General features: G+C 64.2%; 10 protein-coding genes and 1 pseudogene. 2 read left to right on the top strand and 9 right to left on the bottom strand.

The window, feature by feature from the left end:
• Positions 1-19: 19 nt before the first annotated feature.
• From BN1121_RS17255 to BN1121_RS17230, 6 genes and pseudogenes are all read right to left on the bottom strand, one after another.
• Positions 20-4,561 (bottom strand): annotated as a pseudogene (locus BN1121_RS17255) (non-ribosomal peptide synthetase); the annotation flags it as partial.
• A 15-nt stretch (positions 4,562-4,576) separates the two neighbouring features.
• Positions 4,577-5,323 (bottom strand): 2,3-dihydro-2,3-dihydroxybenzoate dehydrogenase, encoded by a 747-nt coding sequence (gene dhbA, locus BN1121_RS17250; protein ID WP_005362508.1) that lies wholly within the window; start codon positions 5,321-5,323, stop codon positions 4,577-4,579.
• Between the two features lie 14 nt (positions 5,324-5,337).
• Positions 5,338-8,421, bottom strand: a complete 3,084-nt coding sequence (locus BN1121_RS17245) for a non-ribosomal peptide synthetase (RefSeq protein WP_043598147.1) — start codon at positions 8,419-8,421, stop codon at positions 5,338-5,340.
• Positions 8,418-9,302, bottom strand: coding sequence for an isochorismatase (locus tag BN1121_RS17240; protein ID WP_005362581.1), 885 nt, complete (start codon positions 9,300-9,302; stop codon positions 8,418-8,420). Before BN1121_RS17240 ends, BN1121_RS17245 begins: the two co-directional genes overlap by 4 nt.
• A 19-nt stretch (positions 9,303-9,321) precedes the next feature.
• On the bottom strand, positions 9,322-10,947 hold the full coding sequence (locus BN1121_RS17235; RefSeq protein WP_005362578.1) for a (2,3-dihydroxybenzoyl)adenylate synthase: 1,626 nt from the start codon (positions 10,945-10,947) through the stop codon (positions 9,322-9,324).
• Positions 10,944-12,104, bottom strand: a complete 1,161-nt coding sequence (locus tag BN1121_RS17230; protein WP_043158264.1) for an isochorismate synthase — start codon at positions 12,102-12,104, stop codon at positions 10,944-10,946. The genes BN1121_RS17235 and BN1121_RS17230 overlap by 4 nt, the downstream gene beginning before the upstream one ends.
• 250 nt (positions 12,105-12,354) lie before the next feature.
• Here BN1121_RS17230 and BN1121_RS17225 point away from each other — a divergent pair, with 250 nt between their 5' ends.
• Together BN1121_RS17225 and BN1121_RS17220 are read left to right on the top strand one after the other, a co-directional pair.
• The gene (locus BN1121_RS17225) at positions 12,355-13,161 is read left to right on the top strand and encodes a siderophore-interacting protein (protein WP_005362572.1); all 807 of its coding nucleotides are present in this window, start codon (positions 12,355-12,357) and stop codon (positions 13,159-13,161) included.
• A 198-nt stretch (positions 13,162-13,359) separates the two neighbouring features.
• On the top strand, positions 13,360-14,448 hold the full coding sequence (locus tag BN1121_RS17220; protein WP_005362570.1) for a 3-deoxy-7-phosphoheptulonate synthase: 1,089 nt from the start codon (positions 13,360-13,362) through the stop codon (positions 14,446-14,448).
• Between the two features lie 64 nt (positions 14,449-14,512).
• On the opposite strand, the gene BN1121_RS17215 is transcribed toward BN1121_RS17220, so the two are convergent.
• The 3 genes from BN1121_RS17215 to BN1121_RS17205 all read right to left on the bottom strand — a co-directional run.
• Entirely contained in the window at positions 14,513-15,214 is a 702-nt protein-coding gene (locus BN1121_RS17215; protein ID WP_005362568.1) for an SIMPL domain-containing protein, read from the bottom strand.
• A 60-nt stretch (positions 15,215-15,274) separates the two neighbouring features.
• Positions 15,275-15,826 carry a hypothetical protein gene (locus BN1121_RS19060; RefSeq protein WP_005362565.1) on the bottom strand — a complete coding sequence of 184 codons (552 nt, stop codon included), beginning with the start codon at positions 15,824-15,826 and terminating at the stop codon, positions 15,275-15,277.
• 82 nt (positions 15,827-15,908) lie between these two features.
• Positions 15,909-18,450 (bottom strand): type I secretion C-terminal target domain-containing protein (locus BN1121_RS17205; RefSeq protein WP_043598145.1); only part of this gene is annotated, 2,542 nt, incomplete at its 5' end.

Raw genomic sequence — 18,450 nt, 5'->3', positions numbered from 1 at the left:
CCGGGCTTTGGGCCTGCTCGCAGCAATAGGCAACCAGGGCCCTGATGTTGCCCTCGAAGCGCGCCATCAGCGCCTTGCTCGCGGCCCCGTTGAGCGAGCCCACCTGACGCAGGGTCAGCTCACCATCGAAGACGCCGCCGTGCAGGCTGATGAGCTCGGGGGGCAGGTTATCGGGATCGGACGGGCGACCCGGCGCCACCGGCAACGGCTGCCAGGGGCTGGCCGCCTCCCGATGGGAGACCCCCAGGTAGTTAAAGAGGATGGGGGCCAGGGGCAGCGTTTTCCCTTCGGGATGGTGGCTTCGCAGCACGTTAAAGCCCACCCCCTTGTCTGGCACCGACCTTAGCAGCCCCTTGATAGCTTGCAGCGACGCCGCCCAGTCACTCCTATCCTGCAAGGCCAGGGGGTAGGTGCTGGTAAACCAGCCCACGGTGCGGCTGACATCGAGATCCGGGGCGATCGCCTCACGCCCGTGCCCCTCGAGCATCAGGGTGTGGCGCTCCCCGTACCCCAGCTCGCGCAGGGTGCGCATCAGGGCGGCGAGCAGCAGCTCGGCCACCCGGCTCTCGAAGGGGCGATTCGCCTCGTCGATGAGACGGGCCGTAGTCTCCCTGTCCAGCCGCAGCAAGGCGGCCGCCGCCCGCCCGTCTACTGCGCGCTCCGCCAGCAGGGGGGCCGAGGCGGTCAGCAGCTGGGCACGCCAGAAGGGGAGCTGCTGCGCCGCCTGCGCCGCGTAGGCGGTGAGCCCCTCGCCCCACTGGCGATAGCTGCTCCCCTTCTCCCCCAGCGACTCGCCACGGCCGAGGCGGGCCAAATCATCGACCAGGATGCGCCAGGAGACGGCGTCAGTCACCAGGTGGTGCAGGGCCATGAAGAGCCCCTCGACCCGCTCTCCTTCCACGAGCAGGTTGTGCACGCGCGCCCAGGCCAGGGTGTGACCGCTGGCGGGATCGAACCCCTGTTGCAGGGCGGTGAGCCGTCCCTGCAGGGCCGCGTCATCGAGCCCGGCGGCATCGATGCGGTGCAGGGGTGGCAGGGGCAGCGCCTTGAGGTAGCTCTGCCCCCGGGGCGTCACCGCCAGGCGCAGGGCATCGTGGTGATCGCGCAGGACACGAAGCAGTGCCTTGAGCCGGTCATCCTCGATGCCGGCCGGCAGGCGCACTATCACCCCCTGGTTCCAGTGCTCGGCGCGCTCATACCCCTGCTCGAAGAACCAGTGCTGAATCGGATGCAGGGGGAATTCCCCCTCGAGCAGCCCCTGCTCGCTGCGAGCCTGGGCCCGGGAGGTACCGAGCAGGCGGCAGAGGCGGCGCACCGTCTTGGCCTCGAACACCTCCTTGACGCTGCAGTGCAGCCCCGCCTCCCGCAGCCGGGTGGTGAGGGCAATGCTCAGGATGGAGTCGCCCCCCAGGCGGAAGAAGTCATCCTCCACCCCGAGCGGTTGCTTGAGCACCGCCTGCCAGATCCCGAGCACCTGACGCTCGAGCGCCGAATCCGGCTCGGCGCGGCTCTCCTGCCACTCTATGGGGGGCAGGCGGCGCAGATCCAGCTTGCCGTTAGGGGTCAGGGGCATGCTCTCCAGCCAGCACAGCCGCGCCGGTACCATGTACTCGGGCAGCAGGGTGCCCGCCTGTTGCAACAGGGCCTCGGGGTCGGGGGTCTCGCCCCCTTGCTGCGTGGCATAGGCCACCAGGCGCCCCTGCATCACCACCACCTTGATCTGGCCGATGGCCGGGCAGAGCTCGGCCAGACGACTCTCTATCTCGCCGGGCTCGATGCGATAGCCTCTTAGCTTGATCTGCTCATCGAGGCGACCCAGGTACGCATACTGCCCATCCCGGCGCAGCCGCGCCCGATCCCCGGTGCGATAGAGGCGCACCTCGCTCCCCGCCAAGGTGCAGGTGATGAAGGCCTCTCTGGTGCGCTCGGGCAGGTTGAGGTAGCCCCGGGCCAGCCCAAGGCCCGCCAGACAGAGCTCTCCCGGCACGCCGGCAGGCACGGGGTGGCCCGTTTCATCGAGGATCACGGCCCGGATCCCCTGTACCGGACGCCCTATGGTGATGGGTTCACCGGGGCGCAGCCGGGTCGAGAGGGCCGTCACCGTGCACTCGGTCGGGCCATACATGTTGTGCAGGGCCACCCGGTCGCCCCAGCGCTCGACCAGGCGCTCGGGGCACGCCTCGCCCCCCACACCGATGGCACGGACAGCGCCGAGACTCGCGGGGGGAGTCAGGTTGGCCAGCAGGGCCGTGGGCAGGATCAGGTGGCTGGCGCCCCGGGCAATGGCCTCTTCGATCACCCCTTCACCGGGCTCGGCGAAGTGCAGGGCGGCGCCGCAATAGAGGGGAAGCAGGGTGGTCATGTTGCCCGCATCGAACGAGAGAGACATGCAGTTGAGCATGGCCCCCTCCGGCGCCAGCTCGAGGCGCGCCTGGTGATCCCTCATCAGATTGAGCAGGCCCCCCTGCTCCACCATGACCCCCTTGGGCAGGCCAGTGGTGCCCGAGGTGTAGATGATCTGGGCCAGCATGCCAGCGTCGCGGGGGCAGTGCGGGGGCTCGGCACCCTGCGGGCTCGGCTCGTGCAACGCCAGCTCGCCCAGCGGCTGGTAGGCGATGCCCCGACGCTCGCACGCCACGCCAAGGCGCGGGTCGGGAGCGCCCCCCAGCACCAGGGGAATGGCCGCATCCGAGATAATATGGGCGAGGCGCTCGGCAGGATAGGCGGGATCGAGCGGCACATACGCGGCGCCGGCCTTCCAGCAGGCGAGCAGGGCCACCACGAAGGCCGACTCGCGCCGGGCCTGAATGCCGACGGCCGCCCCCGCTTTCACCCCGCGGGCTTGCAGCCAGTGGGCCAGCCGGTTGGCCCTGTGCTCCAGCTCGGCATAGGTCAGGGCGCCATCATGGTCGCACACCGCCACCCCCAGGGGTCGCCGGCGCGCCGCCTGCTCTATGTGGCCGAGCAGGGTGTCGCGGCTCGGGTATTCCTTGGGCAGGGTGGCCAGCTCGGCGCCAACGCGCGCCTCTAGCCCCTCCTCCAGCGGCAACTGCCACACCGGGCTCTCCGGCGCCTCGAGCACCGCCCCCATCAGGTGCAGCAGGCGGTCGGCATAGGCCTCTATGGTCTCGCGCTCGAACAGGGCGGTGGCAAACAGCCAGTCCACCCTGACCGAGTCCATCAGCTCGGTCACCTTGACCGAGATGTCGGTCTTGGCGGGGAGCACGGGAGAGGTCTCCTCCACCATGCGGCAGCCCGGGATGAGATCGTCAAAGTCCACCTTGGCCTGATAGACCAGCATGATCTGGAAGATGGGGTTGATAGCGGTGGTGCGATCGGCGCCGATCGCCTCGGCCAGCGCCTCGAAGCGGTAGAGCTGGTGATCGAAGGCCGCCAGATCCTCCTCCCGGCACTGCTGCAGGTAGTCGATAAAGCTCGGATTCCCCTCGATGCGGGTCCGCAGCACCAGTGTGTTGACGAAAAAGCCCACCAGAGACTCTATCTCGTGGCGCTCCCGATAGGCGAGCGGGGTGCCGATCACCAGCTCCCGCTCGGCGCTCTGGCGCACCATCAGCAGGGCGAAGAGGGCGTGCAGGCCGATGAAGCTGGAAGTGTTGTGACGCTGACACAGGCGCTTGAAGCGGGCCCAGAGCCCGTTGTCTATGGTCGAGAAGACCAGCTCGCCGCCGCTCTCTTGATGGGCGGGCCTGGGCTTATCCAGAGGCAGCCCGTGCACCTCGGGGCTTCCCTGCAGCCGCTCGACCCAGAAGGGGCGAAACTCGGCGTGGTAGTCGAGAAAGCGGGGGGAGTTAAACCAGTGGGCATAATCGAGGTAGTTGAGGGCCAGCGGCGCCGGGGCATGGGCCTGCCCGGCCTGGAAGGCGAGGAAGGCCGGCTTGAGGTCGGCAAAGAGGTTTTTGACCGACCAGCCGTCGGAGATGATGTGATGCTGGGTGATAAGCAGCACATGCTCCCGGGGCTGCACCCGGATCAGGTGCACCCGGGTCAGATCCCCCCGGGTGAGGGAGAAGGGGCGCTCTATCTCCTCGCACACCCGCCGCGCCACATAGGCCTCGCGCTCGGCCACAGAACGCTCGCTCACCTCCTCTATGGTCAGGGTGAAGGGGGTGTGGGGCAGGATCTCCTGACGGCCCCGCCCCGCCTCGTCACGCACGAAGCGGGTACGCAGGCTGGGGTGACGGGCAAACAGGCTGTCGAAGGCAAACTCCAGCGCCGCCGTGTCGAGCTCACCGCGCACCCGGAAGTAGACCGGCATGTTGTAAAGGTGCGAGCTCTCCTCGTACTGCTCGATAAACCAGAGCCCGCTCTGGGAGGAGGAGAGCGGCCCCACCGCCAGCCCCTGCGCCTCGATGGGGGCCTCAAAGGCCGTGCGGGCACTCAGGCAGCGCACCAGCGCCTCCTTGTGCTCGCGGATGAGGGCGCCGATGGCGGGGGTGAGTGCCTCCTTGCTCGACTGGGAGACCAGTTGCCCCTTCTCGTTGAGGGCCAGCTTCACCCCCTGACGCTCCAGCTGCTTGAGCAGCCCTATCATGTTGTTCATCGTGTCTCTCCGGGGTCAGGCGCCGAGGGTGGCGCCACCGTCGACCACCAGGTCTTGTAGTGTGATATGGCTGGCCAGATCCGAGGCCAGGAAGAGGACGGCGGCGGCGACTTCCGCCGTGTTCGCCAGCTTGGCCAAGGGGATCCCCAGCTTGAACTGCTCCGGCAGGCCGGCGATGGTGCGGCTCAGCGCCCCCTCATCGGGTAGCATGCCCCGCAGCATGGGGGTATCGGTCGAACCCGGTGAGACCAGGTTGACCCGCACCCCGAAGGGGGCGAGCTCCAGCCCGGCGGTCCGGGTCAGGCTGCTTACCGCCGCCTTGGAGGCGCAGTAGGCGGCCATCTGCATGCGCGGTACGTGGGCCGCGTTGGAGCTCACCGTCACTATGCTGCCCCGCCCCAACCCCTTGAAGTGGGGGGTGACGGCGCGCAGCAGGGAGAAGACCGCCCCCGCATTGACCCCCATGCAGTCGTGCCAATCCTCATCGCTGAGGTGCTCGAGACTCCCCAGGCGCAGCACGCCGGCGGCGTTAACCAGCACATCGAGCCCCTCCTCGAGGAGCTCGGCGGCGCAGCGGCTGACCGCGGCCCCGTCGCGCAAATCGAGCTCGCGCACCCCGTAGGTGTAAGGGGGCTCGGGGAAGTGGAGATCGAGCCCCACCACAGTGGCCCCCGCCGCCACAAACTGTTCGGCCACGGCGCGACCTATGCCGCGCCCCGCCCCCGTCACCCAGACCCGTTTGCCGTCAAACTGCCATCTCATCTCGCTGTGCTCCCTCACCACACCATCTCCACACTCTCCTCCTCTGCGACCTGCTGGCCGTCGAGGAAACGACAAAAATCATCGAGACAGGGGTGATCGAAGAGATCCGACACCTTGACCTGCAGGCCAAACTCGGCCGCCAACCGGTTCACTATCTGGATGGTCTGCAAGGATTGCCCCCCCAGCTCGAAGAAGTTGTCGGTGGGGGTGATGGCACCAATGCCCAGGATCTGCTGCCAGATGGCCGCCACCTTCCCCTGGGTCTCGCTCTCCATCGTCACCCGGGTCTCGCTACTCAGGTAGTCGGCCAGCAGCCCCTTGCGGTCAATCTTGTTCGAGCCGGTACGCGGCAGCCTGTCGTAGTGGCGATAGTCGGTCGGGATCATGGCGGCGGGCAGCGCCCGGGCCAGCTGCCCCTTGATGGCGCGGCTGTCTCGCTCGCTGCCGGCCACGAAGGCCACCAAGCGGCGTACGCTCCCCTCGCTCACCCCCTGCACACAGGCCTCATCGACGCCGGGCAGGGCCAGCAGCCTCGCCTCCACCTCGCCGGGCTGGATGCGATAACCGCTTATCTTGAACTCGTTGTCGCGTCGTCCCAGATAGACGAAGCGCCCCTCCCAACGCACCCGATCCCCGGTGCGATAGACGCGGCGCTCTTCATTGCCGACCCGAAGCGAGTCGAAGCTGCCGCTGACTCCGCCCACATAGCCGTCGGCCAGTTGGGGACCGAGCAGCACCAGCTCCCCCTCCTCGGCGGGGAGATCCCCCTCACCCAGGATCAGGGCCTGCATCCCCGGCAGGGGCAGACCGATGGGCAGCTGGACCTGGGCGGGATCTTCCTCTTGCAGATCCTGGCTGGTCACCACCACGGTCGTCTCGGTGGGGCCATAGGTGTTGATGAGGCGCACGTCGCGCCGCCCCTGGCGTTGCCACTGGGCGAGTTGCTCCGGATAGACGGCCTCCCCCCCGATGATCACCACCTCGAGCGGAGCCGGAATCCCGACCAGCCCGGCCCCCAGGGCAACCACCCACTCGTTCCAGAAGGCGGTGGGAAGATCCAGATGGCTGATGGCCAGGGTCTCAATCCCCTCGACGAAGGCGGGTATGGAATCGAGCAGGGCGTCGGTGCGCAGCACCAGGGTGGCGCCGGCACTCAGGGTGGCAAACACCTCCTCGATGCTGGCGTCGAAGTTGAAGGGGGCAAACTGCAGCACCCGCGCCCCCGCCTGCAGTCGATAGCGGCACCGCGCCGCCGCCGCGAAGTGGTTGAGGGCCCCGTGCCCCACCGCTACCCCCTTGGGCAGGCCCGTGCTGCCCGAGGTAAACATCAGGTAGGCGGACGTCGCCTCACTCGGTGCCAGCCAGAGGCGGTCTTCGCTCACCAGTTCGCTCACCGGCAGCACACGGCCGCCAAAGATGGGCGCCAGGGTATGGCGATACGCCTCTTCGGTGATGAGGGTGGCGATCTCTCCCAGACGCACTATGTGCCCCTGGCGCTCGCCGGGCTGATCGGGGTCGAGGGGCACATAGACGGCGCCGGCCATCAGGATGGCGAGCTGGACCATGACCGCCTCGGGGCTGCGCGAGAGCATGACCCCCACCCGCTCACCGGGCAGGACCCCGGCCTCTTGCAGGGCGGCCGCCATCTGCTCGCAGCGGCGCTGCAGCGCCCCATAACCGATGCGCCGCCCCCCCTGCTCGAGGGCCACCCGCTCGGGGTGCTCCCGAGCGACCTGGGCCAGTGCATCGAGCACAGGGCGCACCACGATCGCCTCCTCTGCAGGCCCCGCGATGAGGGCATGCGCGCGCGCCTCGGCCAGCCAGGCGCCCTTGAGGGCCGCAAGGCTCAACTCGGGCTGCGCCAGCCAGCGCCCCAGCAGTGTCAGCAGGGTGTCGGCGATGGTGGCCAGCGCGGCGGTGGAGTAGCAGGCGGGGTTGGCGTCGAGATCCAGCGTCGGCACACCGTCAGCCCCCATCTGCACCTCGATGGTGAGATCCTCGACCGGTCCGGCACTGATGCTGAGGGTACGGGCGCTCAGGGGGCCGAAGCGGCGGGCATGATCGAAGGGCATGATATTGACCAGGGGGCCGAACAGACGCTTATCGCCCCCCACCAACCCCAGATCCCGGCGCAGGCTCTCGTAACGGTAGTGCTGGTGCTTGCGCACCGCGCGCTTGGCGGCGGCCACCTGGCGGGCGGTGCCGAGCAGATCGCCCGTCTCCTCCAAAGTCAGCGCCAGGGGGGTGATGTTCATCTGCATGCAGGGCACGGTCAGCGACGCCGAGCCGATGCGGTTCATCATCATCAGGCCAAGCAGGGCATGGGGCTCGCGACTTCCGAGGGAGAGCTGGCCGGCCAGGGTGGCCAGCAGCAGATCGGGCCAGCCGAGGCGATGCTGGTCGGCCACCCGCACCAAGGCCTGCCACAGGGCCGGGGGGAAGGCGCGACTCTCGCGAATAAACTCGGCGGCGATGGGGGCGCGGGTAGCACTGAAGCTGCGCACCGCAGGCCAGGCTTGCAACTGGCTCAGCCAGAAGTCGCGGGCGGCGGCGTTCTTGCCGCTCTCTTCACGCTGGCGCTCCTCGGCCAGCACCTCATCGAGGCGGCCGAAGGGCGAGGCAGGCCCGTCCTCCCCCGCCAGGGCCGCCTCATAGAGGGCGGCGACGCGCTGGAACAGCAGGGTGGTGCCAAAGCCGTCGAGGGCGATATGGTGCACGCAGCTGTAGAGGTAATCCCCGGCCTCTGCGCGCAGCAGGGCAAAGCGGCAGGGAGGCTCGCCGGTGAGATCGAACGGACGGCGCAGATCGCCCCAGGCCCAGGCGCGGACAGCCTCTTCGCCACCACTCAGGGTGAGCACCTGCCAGGCCAGGGGGGCCTCGTCTGCCACGAAGCAGACGGCGTCACCATCGGTCTCGACATGTCCCTGCAGCGCCTGACACTCGCGCACCGCTTGCCACAGTGCCTGCTGCAACAGGGCAGCGTCTACCCTGCCGTCGAAGGCGATGCACTCGGCCGTGTTGAACATGGCCTTGTCATCGTTGAGCAGATGGGCTGACCAGAGCCCCTGCTGGGGAATGGTGAGGGGGAACCGGCTCACGCTGTCACCTCCAAGGCGCTGCGTCTTTGCTCGACCAGGCGCCACCAGGCGTTGAGGGTGGGTGCGCGCGCCAGATCCACAAAGCTCAGCTCCACCCCGGCGGCGCGCCACTCGGTGAGCAGCCCCATGATGCGTACCGAGTCGAGACCATAGTCGATCAGGCTCTCGTCGGGGTCGAACGCCTCCTCCTCCTCATCAATGTGGCTGAGCAGCCGCGCCTTGAGCCCCTCATAGGTGAGCAGAGGCGTGGCGGCAGGCCCCATGGCCAGCGCCTCGGCGCAGGGGATCACCTTGCCGCAGCGGGTCGCCACGTAATCGAGGGCCATCTGATGCTCTTCTTGAGAGAAGTCGGCGATGCCGTCGGCCAGGAAGAAGGGCTGAATGTCGCGCATGAAGGCATCACAGGCGGTCATCATGCAGCCGATGTGGCCATAGATGCCGCCGATGATGAGCTGATCGCGCCCCTCCTCACGCAGCATCTCCTCGAGGGGAGAGCGATGAAAGGCGCTGTAGCGCCACTTGACCAGCACAGTATCGTCTTCCTCGGGGGTGAGCGCCGCGACGATGGCCTGCTGCTCGGGGCGCTTGGTGAGCCCGGCACCCCACATATCATTGAGCAGCGCTCTTTCCTCGGCGCTCTGCTCCTTGGGCTGGGCCGTGTAGTAGACCGGAATGCCGAGGGCCTTGCAGTGGCGGCGTACTGTGGCCAGACGCTCGACAAGGGCCACGACCATGGGGCTCTGCTCGCCGTAGAAGGCGGTGAAGTACTCCTGCATGTCGTGAATGAGCAGGGCGGCGCGCTTGGGGTCGAGGCGCCAGCTCACCTTGTTGCTCTTCCACTGGGTCGGCATAGGGTAGGAGGTCAGGGTTGGGATTGCCATGAGGTGTCGATTCCTTGTATTAGTTCGTGTCGAGAAGCCGCGCGATGCGGGCGCGCAGCCCCTGTTTGTCAATCTTGCCCACCGCCGTCATGGGCAGGGCATCGAGCGGCTCGAAGCGATCAGGCAGCTTGAATTCGGCCACGCCGCGCCCGCGCAGGAACTTGCGCAGGGCCAGGGGCTTGAGGGAAGGGTCAGAGGTGACGATGAAGGCGCAGCTTTTTTCCCCCATGACGCTGTCGGGCATGGAGACCAGGGCCGCCTGGCTGATGGCCGGGTGGTGGAGCAGCTGATTCTCGACCTCTTCGGCGGCGATCTTCTCCCCGCCCCGGTTGATCTGATCCTTGAGACGGCCGACCACGGTGAGGTAGCCGTCGGCGTCCTGTACCACCAGATCCCCGGAGCAGTAGAAGCCCTCGGCATCGAAGACCCGGGCGTTGTGCTCGGGGCTCTGGAAGTAGCCGCGAAAGGTGTAGGGTCCCCGGGTGTGGAGGGCGCCGCTCTGACCGGGGGGAACCGGCAGCCCCGCTTCATCCAGGATGCGGATCTCGTCATCCGGGCACATGGGGCGCCCCTGGGTGTGCAGCACTTTTGCCTCGGGATCCCCCAGCCGGGTGTAGTTGACCAGGCCTTCGGCCATGCCAAACACCTGCTGCAGGGCGCAGCCGAGCTCGGGCTCCACCCGCCTTGCCACCGCCTCGGGCAGCTTGGCGCCGCCGACCTGCAGCAGGGTGAGCGACGAGAGGCTGGCCCGGGCGGCCGAGTCCAATGCCACCGCCTCTAGCCAGAGAGAGAGCGCCGGTGGCACCAGGGCCGTCATGGTGACGCCGTGACGCTCGATGAGGGGGAAGCAGCCATCGGGGCTCGGGTTGGGGGCCAACACCAGGGCCCCGCCAGCCTCAAACACCCCCAGAGCCCCGGGGGAGCTTAAGGGGAAGTTGTGCGGGGCCGGCAGGGCGCACAGATAACGGGTTTTCGGACTCAGCCGGCAGATCTCGGCACTGCGCCGGACGCTGTAGTAGTAGTCGTCGTGGGTGCGCGGGATGAGCTTGGGGGTGCCCGTGCTCCCCCCGGAGAGCTGGAAGAAAGCCACCTCGTCGGCCGGCGTCGGGGCAAAACCGGTCACCTCCCCTGGCGCCAGCCAGTGGGCGAGGCCCTGACTCCCTTCAACGCCGTCGAGCAGGGTCAGCTCGGCCCCGATGTCGGCCAGCAGCGCCTCTCCCCCGTCACTGCCGGCAAAGAGAGGATGAGCAACGGCGCCGATGAAGAGGCGTGGACGAATCTGCCCGGCATAGGCCAGCAGCTCGAGGCGGCTGTGACTGAAGAGGGCGTTGACCGGCGCCACCCCGGCTTTGAGCAGGGCGAAGAGGACGATGTAAAACTCGGCCACGTTGGGTAGCTGCACCAGGGCGGTGTCACCGTGCCCCAGCCCCCGCCGGGCCAACTTTCCTGCCAGCAGACTCGAGGCGGCATCGAGCTCACGATAGGTAAAGACGCGCTCGTCGCAGAAGATGGCCGGCGCACTCGGGTCGCGCTCGCATTGGCGACTGAGGATCGCCGTGAGCGGCTCACCGCGCCAGTAGCCCTTGCGGCGGTAATGCTCGGCCAGATCATCGGGCCAGCGGCTGTAGGGAATGGGGCGACTCATAGGGCCACCTCACAGTCCACGCCCAGGGCTCTTAACATGGTGCCAAGCTTGGTGCCGGTCTCGGCCCACTCCATGGCGGGATCGGACCCTGCCACTATGCCGGCCCCAGCAAACAGCTCGACCCTGTGGCCATCGAGCACGCCGCAGCGGATCACCACGGCCCACTCGCCGTTGCCCCGGCTGTCACACCAGCCGACGATGCCGCTAAAGAGGGCACGACGAAATGGCTCCCGCTCCCGGATAAACTGGCGTGCCAACTCGGTCGGATAACCGCACAGGGCCGGCGTGGGATGAAGGCGACAGGCCAAGGGCAGCACGCCCACCTCAGCAGAATGAAGCTCGCCCCGGATCGGCGTGCCCAGGTGCCAAAGGGTGTCGGTGCTCATCAGGGTGGGGCTCGCGGGAATCGCCAGCGCCCGGCAATGAGGGGCAAGCACGCGACGGATCTCGTCGATCACCAGCCTGTGCTCATGCTGATCCTTACCCGAGGCGAGCAGCGCGTTGGCCACCGCACGGTCTTGCTCGGGGGCGCTGCCCCGCTTGGCCGAGCCGGCCAGGGGATGGGTAAAGATCTCGCCGTCGCGCACCCGCAGCAGCAGCTCGGGGCTGGCCCCAAGCAGGCAGCGACCGCCGCCCAGGGGAAGGGAGAAGTGAAACGCGTGAGGGTTTTGGCTGACCAGCCGCTCGAGCACGCGCGCAGGCTCGACGGGCTGACGCAGCTCGAGGGCGAGCTTTCTCGACAGCACCACCTTGGCCAGAGGGCCGGATGCAAAAGAGTCGAGGGCCGCGCTCACCGAGGCCTTGAATTCACCGGCTGCAGGCAGGCTCTGCACCGAGATGGCCTGATTGGTGAGGGGCTCGCTCGCCCTGGGCTGCGGCTTCGGCCCCCGCTCAGTCCTGCCGGGCACATAGAGGCAAGACGCCTCGGCCGGATCGAAAGCAAACGCCCCCATTAGCAGGGGGTTCTCCTGGCCGGCGGCATGCGCCTTCTCCAACGCCTCGGCAATCTGGCGCTCTAAGTGAGCCCACTCCCCCGCTGGCGTCACCATAGGCTCGCCGAGCTCGTAGGCCCGAATTTCGCCCTGCTCGGATGAGAAGAGCAGATCGGGCAAAGGAGCCTGCTCCCGAGGGGCGGTTTCCATTACATGAGTTTCCATTTCAGACCCAACCAACACAAACATTAATGATAATGATTATCGATATCGCATCAGGGTCGCTAAAATACTCGCACTGAAATCGCCGGGTCAATGGAATTTGTCGCAATGGATGGGAGTGCTGAACGAGAAGCGCAGGAGAGAGAGGCGAGCTCGGGTCCTCTGTCAGACCCGAGCTCCAAGGGAGTGAGCATTGATAATTATTTTCATTTAAACAAGAATGGACACCATTTTCTTATGGAGCCCTCTTCCCATGTCTCACCTCCCTCCGGTTAATCGTCCGCGCCTGCTCACCGTCACGCGGATCACCGAGCTTTCTCCCGGTCTTCGCCGCCTCACGCTAAGCAGTCCCGATCTGGCCGACTACCCCTTCACCTGTGGTGGTGCCCATATCAAGATCATGCTGCCGCGCCCCGGGCAGAGCGAGATAGTGCTGCCGACACCGACTCCCCAGGGTCCCCGCTGGGAAGACCCGGCGACGCGCCCCATCATCCGCACCTTCACCCTTCGCGCCTTTCGCCGTGAGCAGCTGGAGCTCGATATCGACTTCGCCCTGCACGGCGAGCTGGGCCCCGCCAGCCACTTTGCCCTGCATGCCGTCCCCGGCGACAGACTGGCCATCTCTGGGCCCGGCGGCCCGACCCCCATGTTGCAAGAGGCAGACAACTACTACATGGCCGGGGATCTCACCGCCCTGCCCGCCATCTGTGCCATGGCTGAGGTGATGTCGCCCCAGGCCAAGGGAGAGATACTCCTGTTGGTGCCCCATCGCGATGAGATACAGGAGATCCCCTTACCAAGCGGGGTCACTCAAACCTGGTTCGTCGGGGAACCGGATCAGACGGCCCCCTTAGTCGAGCACTTCATCCGGCTTCCGATAGCGCCGGAGGCCAGCTATTTCTGGTTCGGTGGAGAAGAGGGACTGGTTCTGCCACTGCGTCAGCATATTCGGCGCACTCTGGATGTGGATCGTCGTCGCGTCTACGCCGTGCCCTATTGGCGCCATGGCAAGAGTGAGGATGCTTATCACCAAGATCGTCATGCGGCGATGGAAAGCTAGAGCAAGTGGATGGCAGTAGAGTGACTCATGGTGATTAACAACTATTTCATCAATAGAATATCCCCCCTTTATCTGGGGTTGCATATGAGAAGCAAAGATTGATAATGCGAATCACTATCACTTGATGGTGATGTGAGCAACGCGAATGCGGCCTAACTCCTATCACCATGCTCCGTTAAGCTGCACAAGGTAATCCGGATGTCACTCTACTACTCGGTCATGCGCGCCCTCCATGTGGAGGCACTCCCCACTCCGGCCCAACTGCTGGCTCAGCTGCCGTGCCCTGCCATCATCCAGGAGAAGATCGGCTCCCATCGCCACCAGATCCGCCAGATCATGAGCGGACAGGATGACCGCCTGTTGGTGGTGATCGGCCCCTGCTCCCTGCACGACCCGCAAGCGGCCCTCGAGTATGCTCGCCGACTCAGTGCACTGGCCGATGAGTACCGGGATAGTCTGTGCATCGTCATGCGCGCCTACTTCGAAAAACCCCGCACCACCATAGGGTGGAAGGGGCTCATCTTCGATCCCCATCTCGATGGCAGCCATGACATCAACCATGGGCTGCGTCTTGCCCGAGAGTTACTGCTCGCCATCAATGAGATGGGGCTGGCGACGGCCACCGAGTTTCTCGATACCACCAGTTTCCTCTACCTGGCCGATCTGGTCAGTTGGGGTGCCATCGGGGCCCGCACCACAGAGTCTCAGGTCCACCGTCAGCTGGCCTCGGCCCTCCCCTGCCCCGTGGGGTTTAAAAACGGTACCGACGGCAACATCCGGGTTGCCATCGACGCCATCCTGGCAAGCCAGGCCCCTCACCTCTTCACCGCCCCGGGTCACCAGGGAGGCATGATGGTGGTAAGCAGCGAGGGCAATGAGAGCGCTCATATCATCTTGCGCGGCGGGCAGACCCCTAACTATTACCAGGCCGATGTGGAAGAGGCGGCCTTGCGTCTGCAGCGGGAGGGATTGCCGGCGCGCCTGATGATCGATTGCAGTCACGGCAATAGCCAGAAGCAACACCAAAACCAGAGCCGAGTGGCGACAGAGCTGGCACGACAGATGAGCCATGGGAGCACATTTGTCGCCGCCGTCATGGTCGAGAGTTTTCTTAAAGAGGGAAGCCAGCCGACAGGACCTCTGGCGAGCCTTCACTATGGTCAGTCGATCACCGATGCCTGCCTCGGCTGGGAAGCCTCAGAAGTTCTGCTCGCTACATTGGCAGCGGCGGTCGCGGATCGCCGCCACCATGTTGCAAGGCGCGATGAGGTACTGCTGGCCAGTTAACCCGCGCCAACAAAAAGGGGCAGCATCGTTGCGATGACTGCCCCCAACCAGAAACGCCTCACCATCACTCCAGCAGGAAGATGGCTTCTACCCTGTCACTGAGCACTATGGTCTGCTGCTGATAGGTGTTCTCTTGTGCATCGGAAGCGGCCATCGCCATCATCTTGTTGCTGCGCCCATAGACGGGCGAGGGTTGCTGCGCCTCATATGCAACCGAGTAGACCTTACCCAGCTTGGCATCAAACCCGACGGCCAATGCCTGCGCCTTGGCCTTGGCATCCTCGATCGCGGCAAGACGGACTCGCCCTCGCTCCTCTTTGGCATCTTTGAGCCCGTATTCGATCTGGGAAACGGTCTCAAGCCCGGCACCCAGCGCCGTCTCCATCAGCTGACTCAACTTCTCAAGCTGATACAGCCTGACAGAGAGCTGGCGCTGAGCACGATAACCCAGCAGCTGCGGCTTCTTCTCAGGTGCATATTGATACTCGGGGGAGACCACCAGATTGCCCGCATCGACGTCGCTGCGTTTGATCCCCAGCCCCTCCAGCTTGCCAAAGAAGGCTGCGACCTTGCTATCCACCTGCTGCTTCGCCTTGAGACCATCCTTCTGCAAGGCGGTCACCGACACCGAGAGGGTGGCCATATCAGGCTCAACCTTACGCTCGGCAACCCCGCTGACACTCACATGCGCCGCCGTCGGCGCATCGATGGCCCATGCCGGTGAGAGCAAGACCAACACTGACAGGGGAAGAAGAGATTTGAACATCACACTGACCTCATCCGGATACATAGACATCAGGGATTATGCCACGAATGAGGCTGCTAACTAGATGGGATGATGGGGAGGAATGTCGAGCACACTGTCGATATCGACTTCGCTAAAGAGTATCCCTTCATCGCTGCCCACTAACCGGGGGGGCGACGCGCCGTCAGAAGAGCCAATCCACTCCTCCTGTTCATCCTGGAAGGCAAAAGAGTCCCACGTCAGAATCTGTCCGCTATCGGGTGAAGGGAGCTGATGGTCGGGATCGGCTGGAAGCTCCCAGAGCAAGGTCTCATCGTTCTGGGCCAGCAGATCGCCCCACTCATTGGCGACCAGAGACAAGAGGGTCACCTCACTCTGCCCTTCCTCGCCGCCGATCAGCAGGGTCAACCCCTCGATATTGGCACCAGGGTAAGGCGTAAAGGCGAGTTGACCTGAGGTGAAGTCCACATTCAAGCAGCCTGCGGCCTCCCCCTCCCGGTTCTCAATTTCGAGCTGGGAGAGCGTATGTCCATCGAACCGTGTGTGGTAGCCAAACTGGCCATGGCAGTCGATCTGGTCACCGCTACAGCTATAGCGGACCCCATCGATATCAACCCACGTCAGTGATGTCATGCCAAACCTCAGCGCTATACCTGTCTACATCATGGGGATGGTAATCGAACGATTACCATCCCCTTCCTGGTTAAGGGCGGCCTTAAGGACCGACAACCTTAAGGTTTTCAGTGTCCAACAGACTCTGGATAATATCATGGTTACTCAGAGTCCCGCCCGCCGTCAGATCCAGGCTGTCAAACTGGATAGTCTGCGTGGTCCCTCCTGCGACTCCATCGACATCGATCACCAGCGTCGTGCTACCACCGGGCCCTTGGCTAAAGGTCAGGTACTGCTCCAATGCAGTGGCATTATCAGATGCTCCGCTGAGCAATTCACTGATATCCAACACATCTCCGCCGAGTCCGACCTGGAAGTCTTGAATCACATCCACCCCGGCACTGGCATCACCACTGTCCCATTTGAAGGTATCGCTACCGTCATTCCCCGTCAGGGTATCTTGACCGCCTCCGCCAATGAGGACGTTGTCACCGTCATCCCCAGTGAGGATATCGTCATAGTCAGACCCGGTGAGGTTCTCGATACTGACCAGCGTATCCTGCCCGGCGCCGCCCGTGTTCTGTGCCCCCACTATATTCAGGTCAACGGTAACACCGGCACTGGCATCCATGTAGGAGGCAGTATCCGAGCCGGTGCCCCCATCGAGCAGATCATTACCGCTGCCACCATCCAGCAGATCATTACCTCCACCGCCGTACAATTGGTCGTTATCCGCCTCCCCGATCAGGATGTCATTACCGGTGCCGCCGGTTATGACGTCCGCTTCACCGTTACCAACCAGCACAACGCCATCGTTGGCATCTGCCCCTACTGCCGTGGCGGCAACAGGCTCACTGGGATCAAGCATCATCACGGTCAGCTGATCACCCAGCACTGCCTTATCACCATCCAGATCCGTCGCGGCCAGATTGAAGTTAAGCAGCAAGTCTTCAACGGCAATCGTCTGGTCGTAGGTGATGTGGTTGACGTTGAACTTCAGCGAACCTGCATCGTGCTCAAGTTTCAGGTCATCAAACTGAGTACCGACATAGAGCGTATAGACTGGCTCTGCCGCCGTGCCCGTTTGCGCCCACGTTCCAATCAGCCCCACATTCTCGGTCACAATCACTTCGACCCATGCATCCCCCGAACTCGGTTTGGTGATGGTCAGCCCATCAGCAGCGAGGAGGGGGTAGAAATCGAAGACCGCACCATCGAGCAGGATCATAAAGGTCGCCGAGCCACCCCCCGAAAACTGCTGGAGGCTGAACTTGACGTAAGACTGATCCTTCTCAAAGTCGAATGTCAGCGACTCACCACTGCCGATAGTCGGCGTCTTCACGCCAATCCCCTGGCTGGAGGCATTGACCTGATCATCGGCATCGGTGACCCCATCACCGTCACTGCCATAGATGATCAGCGATGGTAGGTCGGAGGTTCCCGGTACCCCATCGGCCGTATATACGCTATAGGTCGGCCCAAACGCGGTGAAATCTTCCCCATCGACCGTGGTGGTGGAGATCACTGTGTTCGAGATCATGTCAAACGTATAGGTGCCGTCAGGATTTACCGTCAGCGTAAAGAACTGGCTATGGTCGGGATCCAGCGGATTGGTAAACGCATTGAACGATACGGTGCCATCTCCGCCGTCAGAGGCCGCCGATGTCGTTGTTTCATAATAGAAACTGAACAGCACCACATTGAGTCCATCCGTCACATCGACTCGGACCACGCCGTCAACATCGGGAGCGCCCTGCACAAAGGTGACCGCGCTGCCACCGTACAACCCACTACCCGCCAGAGCCACTGACAGATAGTCAAGGCCATCGGCACCGAAGTTGGCATCATATCGTCCGTCAAACGCCACATGGGTGTGACTCGACAATACGGCGTCCATCACCGAGTTGAATTGCGGCACGTCGTCCACGATGTCGATATAGAGGGTACCGGTTGCCGTGTTGCCATTTGCATCCATCACCTGATAGGTGAAGCTGTCACGGTTCTCCTCGACATTATTGCCGTCGTTAATAGCCGGATTGGTATCATACGGGCTTTCCAAGGTATAGGTGTAACTACCGTCTGGGTTCAGCAACAAGGTTCCGAAACCACCCGCCCCTGAACTGAGCAGAGAATAGGTATAGGGACCTGTACCACCGCTAGCATTTAGCTGCCCATTCGCGATTTCGCTATCCACATCCGCATCACTCCCTGTAGGCAGACCAGCCTCATAAACCATGCCATCATCGGCACTGGTGAGGATTTCCACATTGTTCAGCGTAATGCTGAGCGTCGTTGTCGAAATGTCGCCATCTTGATCGGTGATACTGTAAACAAAGACATCGACCGCAGGTGGCGGAACAACATCCGCGGTTGCCTGATACGTGTAACTACCATCTGCGTATAGGATTAAATTACCGTAGGCACCTGGAATACTTATCCCCAAGTTACCAGAGGCCGCTGTTGTCAAATCGCCATCAGCCGCTCTGACACCGATAACGCCGCCACCAACGGGCTCTCCATCGGCACCAAAAACATCATCTTGCCCATCAGTGAGCACATTGCCCGTGACTTCGCCACCCTCTCCGACATCATTCACATCGGCGTATGCTGTTGGCACGTCGTCCTGCACCGTCACATCCAGGCTG

Source organism: Aeromonas diversa CDC 2478-85 (assembly GCF_000819805.1).
In the GTDB taxonomy this organism is placed as follows: Bacteria; Pseudomonadota; Gammaproteobacteria; order Enterobacterales; family Aeromonadaceae; genus Aeromonas; species Aeromonas diversa.
This window is presented reverse-complemented; position numbering and strand designations above follow the sequence as displayed.